The sequence below is a fragment of the Arthrobacter sp. Soil762 genome, assembly GCF_001428335.1.
Classification (GTDB): Bacteria; Actinomycetota; Actinomycetes; order Actinomycetales; family Micrococcaceae; genus Arthrobacter.
Map to the genome: position 1 here is coordinate 185,238 of NZ_LMSG01000012.1, position 12,959 is coordinate 198,196.

Below are 12,959 nucleotides of genomic sequence, written 5' to 3' on the forward strand. Positions count from 1 at the left end.
ATGTCCGTGTTTTCCTTGAATTCTAGCGGTTCGGGGCGTCGGCCAATGTCGGCTTATCATGAGCATCAGCCGCACACCGATCCTTGAAGGAAACCTATGCCCGACTCCTCGCGACCGTTACGCAAGCTTGGATTCCTCACGATTGGCCTGTTCGATCCGGCGGATCCGGCCGCGGGTCACGAATCGACGTTGCAGGTTTTCGAACGTGGCGAACGGCTTGGATTCGACAGCGCCTGGCTGCGCGTCATCCGATCAGGTAGACCATGCCGCGTCCCTCGGCAGCGAGGTTCGCCGTAAAGGTTCGCGCCTGCCGAAGGTAGCTCACGACAAAGTCGAACTCACCCTCAAAGTCCCGATTGAAGCAATGCGATTCCCGCAGCCGCGACTCCACGTACTCGTCGGAGAAATCTACGAGGTCCCTTGCGACAGCCAAAACCTCCGGTGGGGTTAATGTCCGCACCCAAGGCTCACAACCCATGTCGTTCATGACCACTGCGCCCTCGAACATCCGATAGGCACGACGGGCGATCAGGCCTGGTTCCGCCGGTGCAGTGAGGCACTGCAAATGCCGCCATGCTTTGTCGAGGTACAGCATGTCCCGCTTAGGCACCGCTTGCTCAAACGTCGGGGTGCTGATCGTGGCGCCATGTTCGAATCCCCATGCATCGGCGAGCGGATCATCGGAGAGAAAGCTGAGAGGATCGGCAAGCGCTTGATCGGTCAGGTTGCCGTCGAATGCGTACGCGTAGTATCTGATTCCCATTCGCCAAGCATCGCCGGACTGCGGGCTGCATGTAACCGCCACATTCGGATATGTGGATAACCAGTACGCCACCATGAGTGCACGAAAATCGCGCCCAGGCTGTGACAAGGCGCGATTCTCGTAGATGGGGCTAGACGTTGAAGCGGAACTCCACTACATCGCCGTCAGCCATCACGTACTCTTTGCCTTCAATGCGTACCTTGCCACGGGACTTGGCTTCCGCCATGGACCCGGCCTCGATGAGGTCATGGAAGGAAACCACTTCTGCCTTGATGAAGCCGCGCTGGAAGTCGCTGTGGATGACGCCGGCGGCCTGCGGCGCGGTGTCGCCCTGGTGGATGGTCCAGGCGCGTGTTTCCTTCGGACCGGCCGTGAGGTAGGTCTGGAGGCCCAGGGTGTGGAAGCCGACGCGTGCCAGCTGGTCCAGGCCGGACTCGTCCTGGCCGTTCATTTCCAGCATTTCGCGCGCCTCCTCCTCGTCCAGCTCCACGAGGTCGGATTCGAGCTTCGCATCGAGGAAGATGGCGTCCGCCGGAGCCACCATGGCCCGCAGCTCGTCCTGTTTCTCCGGGCTGCCCAGGATGCCTTCGTCGGCGTTGAAGACGTAGATGAACGGCTTGGCGGTCAGGAGGCTGAGCTCCTTGAGGTGCTCCATCTCCAGCTTGTCGCTCTTGATCGAGGAGAAGACTGTGTCGCCGCGTTCCAGGACCGTCTGCGCGGCCTTGATGGCTGCCAGCTCGGCGGCTTCCCGCTTCTTGATCTTGACTTCTTTTTCGATCCGGGGAATGGCATTCTCAATGGTCTGAAGGTCAGCAAGGATCAGCTCGGTGTTGATGGTTTCCATATCCGAGCGGGGATCCACTTTGCCGTCGACGTGGATGACGTCGGGATCATCAAACACCCGGACCACCTGGGCGATGGCCTCGGCCTCACGGATGTTGGCAAGGAACTTATTGCCCAGGCCTTCGCCCTCCGATGCGCCCTTGACGATGCCGGCGATGTCCACGAAGGACACCGGGGCGGGAAGGAGCCGCTGCGAGCCAAAGATATCGGCCAGCTGCTGGAGCCGGGGATCCGGCAGGTTCACGACGCCGACATTGGGTTCGATGGTAGCGAACGGATAGTTCGCAGCCAGCACCTGGTTCCGGGTCAGTGCGTTGAAAAGAGTTGATTTGCCGACGTTGGGCAGTCCGACGATGCCAATAGTAAGAGCCACGAGCATTGATTCTACCGGTTGCCGGACACATGGGCCCCAGGCGGTCCCCCGCAGTGTCGGCACCGTGGTGGAACGGGTGGTCGAATATGTCGCTTCCGTAAATTGTCACAGGGTCATGCCACAGTGAGGATATGGATGCTTTAGCCCTGATTCTTGCCCTGTTGATGCTGCTGGTGGGTGCCGTCGCCGGCGCCGCCGCCACCTACTTTTCCCTCCGCCGGCACAGTCGTGCCCTGGAGGAGGACTTCGACGCCGTCTCGTCGCGGCTTTCCGAGGTCAGCGCGCAGTTCGCCGCCGCGGACGCGGAGCGCCGCCTGCTCTCGATGCAGAACCGGGAACTCGGCGAGTCCCGCAACCAGGACGGGAGCGTCCTCCGGGCACTCGCCCCCGTGGCGGAAAAGCTGACCGCTGTGCAGCAGCAGGTGGCCCTGCTGGAACGCGACCGCCTTGAACAGTACGGCCAGCTCGCGCAACAACTTCAGGAGGCCAGGCTTTCCGATGCCCAGCTGATCCGGTCCACGCACGCCCTCGAGTCAGCGTTGCGCTCCAACAGTGCTCGTGGACAGTGGGGCGAAGTTCAATTGCGCCGCGTGGTTGAGGCATCGGGCATGCTCAAGCACGTGGATTTCCTGGAGCAGGTCCACAGTGGCGGGGCCGATTCAGCGGTTCGTCCCGACCTCGTCGTCCAGCTGCCGGGCCAGAAGCAGCTGGTGGTGGACGCGAAGGTTCCGTTGTCCTCGTACCTGGAGGCCCAGGAGCTGGGTGCGCGTCAGGAAACGGGTATAACCGGGAATCCCGGCAGCCAGCAATCCCTGCTGGCCGCCCACGCCAAGGCGCTGCGGGCCCACGTGGACTCGCTCAGCAACAAGAAGTACTGGGACATCACCGGGAACTCCCCCGAGCTGGTGATCTGCTTCCTGCCGGCCGAATCCATCCTGGCCGCCGCCCTGACAGCCGATGCGACGCTGTTGGACCACGCGCTTTCCAGGAATGTGGTTCTTGCCTCGCCGAGTACGCTGCTCGCAGTGCTCAAATCGGTGGCTTTCACATGGCGCCAGGATGTGCTGACGGACAGTGCGCGGGAACTGTTCGACCTCGCCCGCCAGCTGTACGAACGCATGGGAACGCTCGGCGAAAACGTGGGCAAGCTGGGTTCGTCCCTGAAGTCCTCGGTGGACCGGTATAACGCCCTGATCGGCACCCTGGAAGCGCGGATCTTGCCCACCGCACGGAAGCTCAATGCCATGGATGAATCCGGGCTGCTCACCCCGCCGGCACTCGAGGTCACGCCGCGCACGCTGGCGGCCCCGGAGTTTCAGCAGGACGAAGCCGCCGCCTGACGTTGCCGGAGACCGGTCAGTTGCGGGAGCGGCGGCCGCCGAGCGCCCGGCTGACGTCTCCGGCTTCCTTCAGGGTTGCGCGGAGTTCCTTAGGCAACGAGAAAAGGAGGTCTTCTTCGGCCGTGACAACTTCTTCCACGGAGCCATAGCCGTAGTCGGCCAGCAGTCGCAGGACGTCCGTGACCAGGATCTCAGGTACAGAAGCCCCGGATGTGACTCCGACCGTTGCCACGCCTTCAAACCACGCCTCGTCCACTTCGTTGGCGAAGTCCACACGGTAGGAGGCCTTGGCACCGTACTCCAGCGCGACTTCCACCAGGCGGACCGAGTTCGAGGAGTTGGCCGATCCCACCACAATGACAAGCTCAGCCTGGGGGGAGATCTTCTTGATGGCCACCTGACGGTTGGTGGTGGCGTAGCAGATGTCGTCGCTGGGCGGATCCTGCAGGGTGGGGAACCGATCCTTCAGCAGGCGGACCGTTTCCATGGTCTCGTCCACGCTGAGGGTGGTCTGGGACAGCCAGATGACCTTTTCCGGATCCCTGACGGTTACCTTGTCCACTTCATGGGGACCGTTAATGATCTGGATGTGTTCCGGGGCTTCGCCCGCGGTGCCCTCAACTTCCTCGTGACCGTCGTGGCCGATCAGCAGGATGTCGAAGTCGTCCTTGGCGAACCTCACGGCTTCCTTATGAACCTTTGTCACCAACGGGCAGGTGGCGTCAATGGTGCGAAGCCCGCGGTCTTCGGCTGACTGGACGACGGCCGGGGATACCCCGTGGGCGGAAAAGATCACCAGGGCGCCTTCTGGGACCTCGTCCGTCTCGTCGACGAAGATGGCGCCCTGGGCCTCCAGCGAGCTCACCACGTGGACGTTGTGCACGATCTGCTTCCGGACGTAAACCGGCGGACCGTAGTGTTCCAAGGCCTTCTCGACAGCGATCACGGCTCGGTCCACACCGGCGCAATAGCCGCGGGGCGCAGCAAGGAGTACCTTTTTGGGACCGGTCACCGGAGCCGCGGCGGCTACCTCCTCAGGCGAGCGCCGCCTGCGCGGGACAGTTGGCATCGAGAGGGACACAGCTGAGGAAGTCATCCCTCCATGCTACCGGGTTGGGGCCGCCGCCCCGGCGAGGCGATCCGGATCACAAGGGCCGCCGCAACCAGCACACCGCCGGTTATCGCTGCACCACCGACCCAGGATTGGAAGCTGCTGGAAGCGGCCTCCACAAACGCATCTTTGAACATATCCGAAAGCCCATTGCCGCTCGCCACCCCCATGACGGCATCCCTCGCGAGTTGCGAGCCGGCAGACCACAGGCCGGCCAGTACCAGCGCCGCAAGTCCCACAGCGAAAGCCACTGACCAGCGACGGCGGGCGGAAACCAGGGCCAACGCAAAGGCGATTCCCGCTCCGATGGCAAGGGAGTAGCCGAGCGGCGCGTAGGCGGACACCCTCCCGACCATTTGGCGCTGCTCAGGCTCTCCGACGTTGACCAGCGTCTGCTCCGGCGAAGTCAGCGGGAGTCCGGTGGTGAGTGCGAGCTCCTCCGTCGCCAGCGCCACCAGGGGTGCCACGTCCAACGTAAGCGACGACGGGGAGTCAGGTTCGGCGGGAACCGATGCGGGTGCGGCGAAGCTGAGCCGGTGGCTCTTCCGCAGCGTTTCCTCCCAGGCCGCCGGGTAGCCGGGCAAGGCTGTGAGGGAACCGGCAGCCGCCTCAAGCACTGGCGTGACCAGACCTGCCAGGGCGTCCGGGATGGCCCCTGTATCGATGGTGCCCACAGCGGCCGCGGCGAGCCGCTGCTGGAATTCTGCGTCCTGCCCCAGGGGAGCGGCCAGTGCCACAAAGCCATCCTCCTGAACCACGTTGCGGTCAAGCCAGATGGCGGGTACGGCCAGGGCGGACAGCAAAACGCCCACGACGACGGCGATGGCTGAAACGAAGGTGCGCAAAACGGGTCCTCACGGGTGGGCGGCAGCACAGCCATCATAGGGCTGGTGTCTGGACAAAGAATGTCAGTCTCGGGTGATACAGCTTATGGATAAGGTTGAATGGCAACCGCCAGCCCACTGACGGCCGCCATCCAAGCACGAACCGCTACCTGCCGAACAAAGGACCACCATGCCGCCACCCACAGTTTCCCGGGGCAGCGGACATGTCTGAACAGGCTGCGCTGCCGGGCACAGCTGCCACCACGTTGCCTGCCACGGCCGCTGAGACCAGCCCGGACAATCCATGGCCGCTGCAGTTACTGTCGCAGAAACTCAAAGCCCATATCGACCGCACCCCGTCCGCATGGGTCGAAGGCCAGGTCATAGAAATGAACCGCCGCGGCGGCAACGCGTACCTCACCCTCCGGGACGTGGACGCGGAGGTTTCCCTGCCGGCGTCGGTCTGGACCAAGGTTCTGGACCGCCAGAACATGCCCCTGGAGCGAGGCTCCCGAGTGGTTGCCCTGCTCAAGCCGGAGTTCTGGCTGAAGACCGGGCGGCTCAACATGCAGGTCAGGGACATCAGGCCTGTAGGGCTTGGCGATCTTCTGGCGCGGATCGAACGGCTGCGGCAGGCCCTCGCCGCCGAGGGGCTGTTTGCCGATTCACGGAAGAAGCCGCTGCCGCTGCTCCCCCACCGTATTGGCCTGATTACCGGACGGGACTCCGACGCCAAAAAGGACGTCGTCCAAAACGCCGCACTGCGCTGGCCGGCCGTCGAGTTCGAGATCCGGGAGGTGGCAGTGCAGGGCAACACCGCGGTGGCGCAGATCATCCGCGCCCTTCAGGAGTTGGACGGCCGCCCTGACGTGGATGTCATTGTCATCGCCCGGGGCGGCGGAGCGTTGGAGGACCTGCTGCCTTTCAACAGCGAGGAACTGATCCGTGCCGTCGCGGCTACGGCTACCCCGGTGGTCAGCGCCATCGGACATGAGGCGGACCGCCCCCTTCTCGACGACGTGGCGGACCTCCGCGCGTCCACTCCCACCGATGCTGCCAAGCGGATCGTGCCTGACGTTGCGGAGGAACTCGCCGGAGTGCGCCAGGCACGCGAGCACCTGCGCAGGAGCATCGGCAGGCTGGTGGACAGGGAATCGGACCGGTTGGCTGCACTCCATTCCCGGCCGGTTCTGGCCACCCCCGAAGCAATGGTCACCGGACGCGCGGAGGAAATCGAACGCCTCCTGAGACGATCATCGGCCGCCGTCAGTTCAACGGTGGTGCGGGCGGCTGACCAGCTGGTTCACCTACAGGCCCAGGTCCGTGCCCTGTCACCGCAAAAGACGCTGGACCGCGGCTACGCCGTCGTCGAACTGGCCAACGGCCGGCCGGCCCGTGGCACTGAAGCTGCCGGCCACGCTGTGGTCCGCGACCCGTCGGAGGCGCCGTCGGGAACTGCGTTGTCCGTACGCGTCGCCCAGGGCCTGTTCGGCGCCACATCCACTGGGGAACTTCAACAAGGAGAAGCACATGCCCGAGACAAAGCCTGACCCGGAAATCGAAGCCCTGAGCTATGAGGAAGCCCGCGAACAGCTGGTGCAAGTGGTGGGGAAGCTTGAGGCGGGCGGCGCCAGCCTTGAGGAATCCCTGGCACTCTGGGAACGCGGCGAAGCCCTGGCAAAGCGCTGTGAGGAGTGGCTGGAGGGCGCCCGCAAGCGGCTCGCTGCCGCCCGCGACCAGCCGCTCTGACCAGCCCTTCATCGCGGGACAACCGGACGGCTCAGCTGATGGCGTCAGGACCGCTCTGTCAGTTCGCGTTCAGTAGGCACATCGAACTCCGCTTTGGGCCATTCCAGTTTCATGTCTGACAGCGCCGCCAACACCAGCTGCTGGACGGCGATCCTGGCAAACCACTTCTTGTTGGCCGGGACCACGTGCCATGGGGCCACCTCGCTGCTGGTGTTCTCGAAGGCAGCCTGGTAAGCATCCATGTAATCGCCCCAGAAGGCCCGCTCCTTCAAATCGGCGCTGCTGTACTTCCAGTGTTTGGCGGGGTTGTCCAGCCTGGCCAGGAGCCGTGACTTCTGTTCATCCTTGCTGATGTTGAGCATCACCTTTATGATTTTGGTTCCGGCATCGGTCTGACGCCCCTCGAACTCATTGATGGCCCGGTAGCGGCGCTTGAGTTCGTCGGGCGTCGCCCAGTTGTGGACTCTGTGGATCAGGACGTCCTCATAGTGGGAGCGGTCGAAGATCCCCACCATGCCCGCTGCCGGGACAGCCTTCTCGATCCGCCAGAGGAAGTCGTAGGACTTTTCCTCCTCCGTGGGGGCTTTGAAGGCCTTGAACTGGACACCCTGCGGATCCATGGTGGCCATAACGTGGTTGACGATCCCCCCCTTGCCTGCCGTGTCCATGGCCTGCAGGACCAGAAGGATCCGCTTCTTCCCGCCGAAACGGGACTCCGCGAACAGCTGCTCCTGCAGCTGGGCCAGTTTCCCGTCCAGGTCCGCCAACAGGGCCTGGCCGTCAACCTTGTTGCCGGTGTAGCCGGGGGTGGAATCCGGGTCAACATCCGCCAGTGTGAAGCCATCCCCCACCTTCAGCGTTTGGGACGGGTGCTGCTTGAACTCAACCAAGCCGGCCATGGCGTTCCTTTGTCCGCAGTTACCGCGCCGAAGGGCGCGTCACCACAGGCTAGTTCCCTTTGTACCTGCTCAGGAAGTCCCCCATCCGGTTGATTGCCTCCTCAAGGTCCTTCACCAGCGGCAGCGTGACCATCCGGAAGTGATCCGGGCGAACCCAGTTGAAGGCGCGGCCGTGGGAGACCAGAATTTTTTGCTCGCGCAGCAGGTCCAGGACAAACTTCTCGTCATCGCGGATGTGGAAGACCTCGGGATCGAGCTTCGGAAAGAGGTACATGGCACCACGGGCCTGCTGCGTGCTCACACCCGGGATGGCGTTGAGCATGTCGTAGGCCTTGTTCCGCTGTTCCAGCAGCCTGCCGCCGGGCAGGATGAGGTCGTTGATGCTCTGGTAGCCGCCGAGGGCGGTCTGGATGGCATGCTGGGCGGGCACATTGGCACACAGGCGCATGTTGGCCAGGAGGCTGATGCCCTCCAGGTAGTCCGAGGCATCCTTCTTCGGGCCCGAGATGGCCATCCAGCCGGCACGGTAGCCGCAGACGCGGTAGGCCTTGGACAGCCCACTGAAGGTGAGGCACAGGACGTCGTCGCCCGTAAGCGCGGCCATGTTGATGTGCACGGCGTCCTCGTACAGGATCTTTTCGTAGATTTCATCCGCGAAAAGGATCAGGCCGTGCTTTTCGGCCAGGGCCACGATCTTCTTCAGCGTCTCTTCCGGATAGACCGCGCCCGTGGGGTTGTTGGGGTTGATCACCACAATGCCCTTGGTGCGCGGCGTGATCTTGGCTTCAAGATCCTCAAGGTCCGGCTGCCAGCCTGATTCCTCATCGCAGAGGTAGTGCACAGGCTTGCCGCTGGCCAGGGCAACGGAAGCGGTCCACAGCGGGTAATCCGGCGTGGGGATCAGCACCTCATCGCCATCGTTGAGCAGCGCCATGAGGGACATGGTGATCAGTTCGCTGACACCGTTGCCCAGGTAGATGTCGTCCACATGGATGTTCTGGATACCACGGGTCTGATAGTACTGCGAGACCGCGGTCCGGGCCGAGAAGATGCCCCGGGAGTCGCTGTAACCCTGGGCATGGGGCAGATGGCGGATCATGTCCACCAGGATGGCGTCCGGGGCTTCAAATCCAAACGGGGCCGGGTTTCCGATGTTCAGTTTGAGGATCCGGTGACCCTCCGCCTCCATCTGCTGGGCGGCCTGAAGGATCGGTCCACGGATGTCGTAAAGGACGTTGTGAAGCTTGGTGGACTGCTTGAATTCTGCCATCCATCAAATATGCCATATGACGGATGTACTTCCGTTGAGACCTCAGACACAGAAGTGTAGGGCGGACGACGGCGGCTGCCGGCCCGTGCGGGTCCGGCAGCCGCCGTCGTGATTTGCGTTGTGGAGTCAGGTGTTACTTGACGATGCCCTTGTCCTTCAGCCAGGTGGCGGCCGCGTCTTTGGCATTCTGCTTCTGGCTGCCGCTGACTGCGCGGTTGAGGTTGACCAGGTCCTCAGTGGTCAGGATCTTCGAAACGGCATTGAGGGCGTCCTTGGCCTTGTCAGTCATCTTTGCCTTGTTGTAGAGCGGCAGGACCTGCTGGGCCTTGAAGTTGTTCTTGGGATCTTCCAGCACCACGAGGTCGTTGTCCGCGATGGACGGTGTGGTGGTGTAGATGTCAGCGACCTGGACGTCGTCGGTCAGCAGTGCCTGCAGGGTCAGGTTGCCGCCGCCGTCGCTGAAGGGCTTCAGGGCCTTGAGTTCGCAGCCGTAGTTCGTTTTGAGCCCGGGCAGGCCATAGGCACGGGTTTCGAACGTGGCCGGGGCCGCCATGGTCAGGTCCTTGCAGACTTTGGCCAAATCCTCGATGGACTTCAGCTGGTACTTCTCTGCGGTGGCTTTGGTGACCACCATGGCGTCCTTGGACTCAGCCTTGGATGCTTCCAGGACAGCCAGCCCTTCGGGCAGCTTTCCCGGCAGGGCCTTGTAGATGTCGTCGGCCGAGACCTCGGCAGCTTCAGGATCCACATGCGAGAGCAGGTTGCCGGAGTAGTCGGGGACGAGGTCAACAGAGCCGTCCTGGACCGCCTTGAAGTAGATTTCGCGGGCACCGATGTTGGGCTTGGTGGTTGCTGTGACCCCTGCCGCAGTCAGTGCGCCGGCATAGATCTCAGCCACGATCTGGCTCTCCGGGAAGTCAGCCGAGCCGACCACCAACGAGCTTCCGCCGGCGCTTCCGGCGCTGGTGCTGGGGGTCGCCAATGGATCGCTCCCGCCGCAGGCCGTCAGCGCGACGGCAAGGCCGACGCCGGCAGCCATGCCAGCCAGTCCCCGGCGGGTAAGGATTGTCCTGGTGTTTTCTTTCATGGGGTACCTCCTTGAACGGCAGCTGGCGCAGGCGCGGCAGCTGGGAGATCAGCGGCGGCCTTCTGGCCACCGCGCAGATCGGTTTTGAGGCCGGGCGAAAGAAGGACTCTTTGCACCGCGGCCAGGATGAGGTCAACAACGATGGCCAGCCCTGCAATCAGCAGCGACCCGGCAAGCATCCGCGGGAAGTCCTGCAGCGCCAGGCCGTCAAAAAGGTAGCGGCCCAGCCCGCCCAGGGGCAGGTAGGCAACCACCGACACCGTGGCGATGACCTGCAGCACGGCGGTTCGGACACCGCCGAACATGACCGGCAGCCCGTTGGGCAGCTCAACCCGGAACAGGATCTGCAGCTCGGTCATGCCCATGGCCCGGGCAGCGTCCACCACGGTCCTGTCGACACTTGAAATACCGGCGTATGTTCCGGCAAGGAGCGGCGGCACGGTCAGGATGACGAGCGCCCATACGGGCGGCATCAGGCTGCTTCCCGCCAGGAGGGCAAAGAGGACCAGCAGGCCCAGCGTCGGCAGAGCCCGCAGCGCACCTGCCACCGCGACGGCCACCACGCGCCCGCGGCCCGTGTGACCGATATACAGCCCCGCCGGAACCGCGATGGCAGCGGCAATCACGAGGACCAGCCCGCTGTACTGGAGGTGCTCCAGGAGCCGGACGGGGATGCCGGAACTGCCGGTCCAATGCAGGGGATCGGCAATCCAGGCGAGAGTGTCCACAAAAATGTTGCTCATGGCGCGGCCCCTGTGTGGATGTTGGCGTCGGCCAGGTAGCTGGCGGCGGAAGGCGCCGCCGGGCCGGACGCCTTGGCGGGGCGGGTCCACGGAGTCAGCAGCCGTTCCAGGACGACCAGTACAGCATCCATCAGCAGCGCGAGCACGAGGATGGCGATGATTCCCACCACCACTTCCGTGACGAAGTTCCGTTGCAGTCCGTCGGTAAACAGCATGCCCAGGTTTCCCACGCCCAGGAGTGCCGCGACGCTAACCAGCGAGATGTTGCTGACGGAGACCACCCGCAGCCCGGCGAACATCACCGGAAGGGAGAGTGGCAGGTCGATCTGGACAAAGCGGAACCACGGCTTGTACCCCATGGCGATCGCAGCCTGCCGGAGATCCTCCTCCACGGAGTCAAAGGCATCCAGGGCGGCCCGGACCAGCAGCGCCACCGCGTAGATGGTCAGAGCCACAATGACGTTGAGCGGGTCCAGGATCCGGGTTCCGAGAATTGAGGGCAGGATGATGAACAGCGCCAGCGACGGGACGGTGTACAGCAACGAGCTGGCGGTCACCACCACGGACCGCAGCGCCGGGTGCGTCCGCGCCAACTGCGCCAGCGGAATGGAAATAACCAGCCCCAGGACCATCGGGATGAGGGCCAGGACCAGATGCTGGCCTGCCAGTCCCATGACCATGCCGCTGTTTGCCAGGAACCACTCCATCAGAGCGCAGCCTGCCTGACCTGGCGGGCTTCCTCAATGACACCGAGGACTTCCTGTGCCCTGACGGTTCCCAGGACCTTGCCGTCGCCGTCCACCGCCACACCTTGGCCGGACGGGGACGAAAGGGCCGAGTCCAGCGCCCGCCGCAGGGTCTCGCCGGGGCGGAAGAGTGACCCGCCCGGGATGAGCTCTGAGTCCGTCCCCGGCCTCGCCCAGCCCAGCGGGTGCAGCTCCGGATCCACCACGAGCTGCCAGTCGGTCACCGCAGCGGGATCGCCGGCGAACTGGCCGCCACTCATCACGAGCGTGGGCACCGGGTGGATGGTCACGGCGTCGGACGTGGTGAACCCGAGGTGGCGGAAGCCGCGGTCCCGCCCCACGAAGGACGCCACAAAATCATTGGCCGGTGCCCGGAGGATTTCCTCGGGGGTGGCGTACTGGGCCAGCCGGCCGCCGACGGCGAAAACGGCCACCTTGTCGCCGAGAATGGTTGCCTCGTCGATATCGTGCGTGACGAAAACGATGGTTTTTGCGAGGTCCTTCTGCAGCCTCAGGAGTTCCTGCTGCAGTTCGTCACGCACCACGGGGTCAACGGCGCTGAACGGTTCGTCCATCAGCAGGACGGGCGGATCGGCGGCGAGCGCCCGGGCCACACCGACGCGTTGCTGCTGGCCGCCCGAGAGCTGGGAGGGGTAGCGTTTCCCGAGCGCGGAAGCCAGCCCGACGACGTCGAGCAGTTCCGTGGCGCGCTTGCGGGCCTCAGCCTTGGAAACGCCGTTGAGCCGGGGCACAGTGGCGATGTTGTCCAGCACGGAACGGTGCGGCATCAGCCCGGAGGACTGCATGACGTAGCCCATGGACCGTCTCAGCTCCGCGGCTGGAACCGAGGTCACGTCCCGCCCGTCCACGGTGATCACGCCGGACGTCGGTTCCACCATGCGGTTGATCATCCGCAGCGAGGTGGTTTTGCCGCAGCCGGACGGCCCTACAAAAACGGTGATGGAGCCCCTGTCGATGGACATGGTGAGCTGGTCCACAGCGGGCTGCCCGCCCTGGTACTGCTTGGTGACGCTCTGGAACTCAATCATGGCTTGGTCCATTCCCGGACTTACCTGTTCTGTTGGACGGCATCGGACAGTGTTGGGTCATAAGCTCACTGACATTTACGGTAACGCAATCCGTTCACAGCGTAACCGGATCCGAAGGCAATGCGGGCAAGAGAATCCCTACTGTAACCATTCGTTGGACAG

Annotated in this window: 13 protein-coding genes and 1 pseudogene; 4 read left to right on the forward strand and 10 right to left on the reverse strand. The window is 63.8% G+C overall.

Features of this window, described 5'->3' with window-relative positions:
* Positions 1-96 precede the first annotated feature (96 nt).
* Positions 97-243 (forward strand): annotated as a pseudogene (locus ASG77_RS22520) (LLM class flavin-dependent oxidoreductase); the annotation flags it as partial.
* Position 244: 1 nt separating this feature from the next.
* On the opposite strand, the gene ASG77_RS21810 reads toward ASG77_RS22520, so the two are convergent.
* Together ASG77_RS21810 and ychF are read right to left on the reverse strand one after the other, a co-directional pair.
* Positions 245-763, reverse strand: coding sequence for a DUF1877 family protein (locus ASG77_RS21810; RefSeq protein WP_056344055.1), 519 nt, complete (start codon positions 761-763; stop codon positions 245-247).
* 130 nt (positions 764-893) lie between these two features.
* The gene (gene ychF / locus ASG77_RS08880) at positions 894-1,979 is read right to left on the reverse strand and encodes a redox-regulated ATPase YchF (RefSeq protein WP_056345125.1); all 1,086 of its coding nucleotides are present in this window, start codon (positions 1,977-1,979) and stop codon (positions 894-896) included.
* A 131-nt stretch (positions 1,980-2,110) separates the two neighbouring features.
* Between ychF and ASG77_RS08885 the strand changes: the two genes are divergently transcribed.
* Positions 2,111-3,319 carry a DNA recombination protein RmuC gene (locus ASG77_RS08885; RefSeq protein ID WP_056344057.1) on the forward strand — a complete coding sequence of 403 codons (1,209 nt, stop codon included), beginning with the start codon at positions 2,111-2,113 and terminating at the stop codon, positions 3,317-3,319.
* A gap of 16 nt (positions 3,320-3,335) precedes the next feature.
* Here ASG77_RS08885 and ASG77_RS08890 read toward each other — a convergent pair whose 3' ends face one another.
* Entirely contained in the window at positions 3,336-4,415 is a 1,080-nt protein-coding gene (locus ASG77_RS08890) for a 4-hydroxy-3-methylbut-2-enyl diphosphate reductase (protein ID WP_056344059.1), read from the reverse strand.
* Entirely contained in the window at positions 4,412-5,275 is an 864-nt protein-coding gene (locus ASG77_RS08895) for a hypothetical protein (RefSeq protein WP_056344061.1), read from the reverse strand. Before ASG77_RS08895 ends, ASG77_RS08890 begins: the two co-directional genes overlap by 4 nt.
* Before the next feature lie 203 nt (positions 5,276-5,478).
* Here ASG77_RS08895 and xseA point away from each other — a divergent pair, with 203 nt between their 5' ends.
* Positions 5,479-6,804, forward strand: a complete 1,326-nt coding sequence (gene xseA / locus ASG77_RS08900) for an exodeoxyribonuclease VII large subunit (RefSeq protein WP_056344064.1) — start codon at positions 5,479-5,481, stop codon at positions 6,802-6,804.
* Positions 6,785-7,003: an exodeoxyribonuclease VII small subunit gene (locus ASG77_RS08905; protein WP_056344066.1), complete on the forward strand. Its 219-nt coding sequence runs from the start codon at positions 6,785-6,787 to the stop codon at positions 7,001-7,003. Before xseA ends, ASG77_RS08905 begins: the two co-directional genes overlap by 20 nt.
* Positions 7,004-7,047: 44 nt before the next feature.
* Here the strand turns inward: ASG77_RS08905 and ASG77_RS08910 are convergent, their stop codons facing one another.
* The 6 genes from ASG77_RS08910 to ASG77_RS08935 all read right to left on the reverse strand — a co-directional run bounded on the left by ASG77_RS08910 (position 7,048) and on the right by ASG77_RS08935 (position 12,809).
* Positions 7,048-7,902: a polyphosphate kinase 2 family protein gene (locus ASG77_RS08910; RefSeq protein ID WP_056344069.1), complete on the reverse strand. Its 855-nt coding sequence runs from the start codon at positions 7,900-7,902 to the stop codon at positions 7,048-7,050.
* A gap of 49 nt (positions 7,903-7,951) precedes the next feature.
* Positions 7,952-9,172, reverse strand: coding sequence for a pyridoxal phosphate-dependent aminotransferase (locus tag ASG77_RS08915; protein WP_056344072.1), 1,221 nt, complete (start codon positions 9,170-9,172; stop codon positions 7,952-7,954).
* A 133-nt stretch (positions 9,173-9,305) separates the two neighbouring features.
* Entirely contained in the window at positions 9,306-10,259 is a 954-nt protein-coding gene (locus ASG77_RS08920; RefSeq protein WP_056344075.1) for an ABC transporter substrate-binding protein, read from the reverse strand.
* A complete protein-coding gene (locus tag ASG77_RS08925) occupies positions 10,256-11,002 on the reverse strand; it encodes an ABC transporter permease (protein WP_056344078.1) in 747 nt (248 codons plus the stop codon). Before ASG77_RS08925 ends, ASG77_RS08920 begins: the two co-directional genes overlap by 4 nt.
* Positions 10,999-11,709, reverse strand: a complete 711-nt coding sequence (locus tag ASG77_RS08930; protein WP_056344080.1) for an ABC transporter permease — start codon at positions 11,707-11,709, stop codon at positions 10,999-11,001. Before ASG77_RS08930 ends, ASG77_RS08925 begins: the two co-directional genes overlap by 4 nt.
* The gene (locus ASG77_RS08935) at positions 11,709-12,809 is read right to left on the reverse strand and encodes an ABC transporter ATP-binding protein (protein ID WP_056344083.1); all 1,101 of its coding nucleotides are present in this window, start codon (positions 12,807-12,809) and stop codon (positions 11,709-11,711) included. The genes ASG77_RS08930 and ASG77_RS08935 overlap by 1 nt, the downstream gene beginning before the upstream one ends.
* Positions 12,810-12,959: the final 150 nt, after the last annotated feature.

Excerpts from the sequence above, each read along its gene's own strand:
- ASG77_RS08915 (WP_056344072.1), bottom strand. The coding sequence starts at position 9,172 with ATGGCAGAATTCAAGCAGTCCACCAAGCTTCACAACGTCCTTTACGAC.
- ASG77_RS08905 (WP_056344066.1), top strand. The coding sequence starts at position 6,785 with ATGCCCGAGACAAAGCCTGACCCGGAAATCGAAGCCCTGAGCTATGAG.
- ASG77_RS08885 (WP_056344057.1), top strand. The coding sequence starts at position 2,111 with ATGGATGCTTTAGCCCTGATTCTTGCCCTGTTGATGCTGCTGGTGGGT.
- ASG77_RS08925 (WP_056344078.1), bottom strand. The coding sequence starts at position 11,002 with ATGAGCAACATTTTTGTGGACACTCTCGCCTGGATTGCCGATCCCCTG.
- ASG77_RS08930 (WP_056344080.1), bottom strand. The coding sequence starts at position 11,709 with ATGGAGTGGTTCCTGGCAAACAGCGGCATGGTCATGGGACTGGCAGGC.
- ASG77_RS08910 (WP_056344069.1), bottom strand. The coding sequence starts at position 7,902 with ATGGCCGGCTTGGTTGAGTTCAAGCAGCACCCGTCCCAAACGCTGAAG.
- xseA (WP_056344064.1), top strand. The coding sequence starts at position 5,479 with ATGTCTGAACAGGCTGCGCTGCCGGGCACAGCTGCCACCACGTTGCCT.
- ASG77_RS21810 (WP_056344055.1), bottom strand. The coding sequence starts at position 763 with ATGGGAATCAGATACTACGCGTACGCATTCGACGGCAACCTGACCGAT.
- ASG77_RS08935 (WP_056344083.1), bottom strand. The coding sequence starts at position 12,809 with ATGGACCAAGCCATGATTGAGTTCCAGAGCGTCACCAAGCAGTACCAG.
- ASG77_RS08920 (WP_056344075.1), bottom strand. The coding sequence starts at position 10,259 with ATGAAAGAAAACACCAGGACAATCCTTACCCGCCGGGGACTGGCTGGC.
- ASG77_RS08890 (WP_056344059.1), bottom strand. The coding sequence starts at position 4,415 with ATGACTTCCTCAGCTGTGTCCCTCTCGATGCCAACTGTCCCGCGCAGG.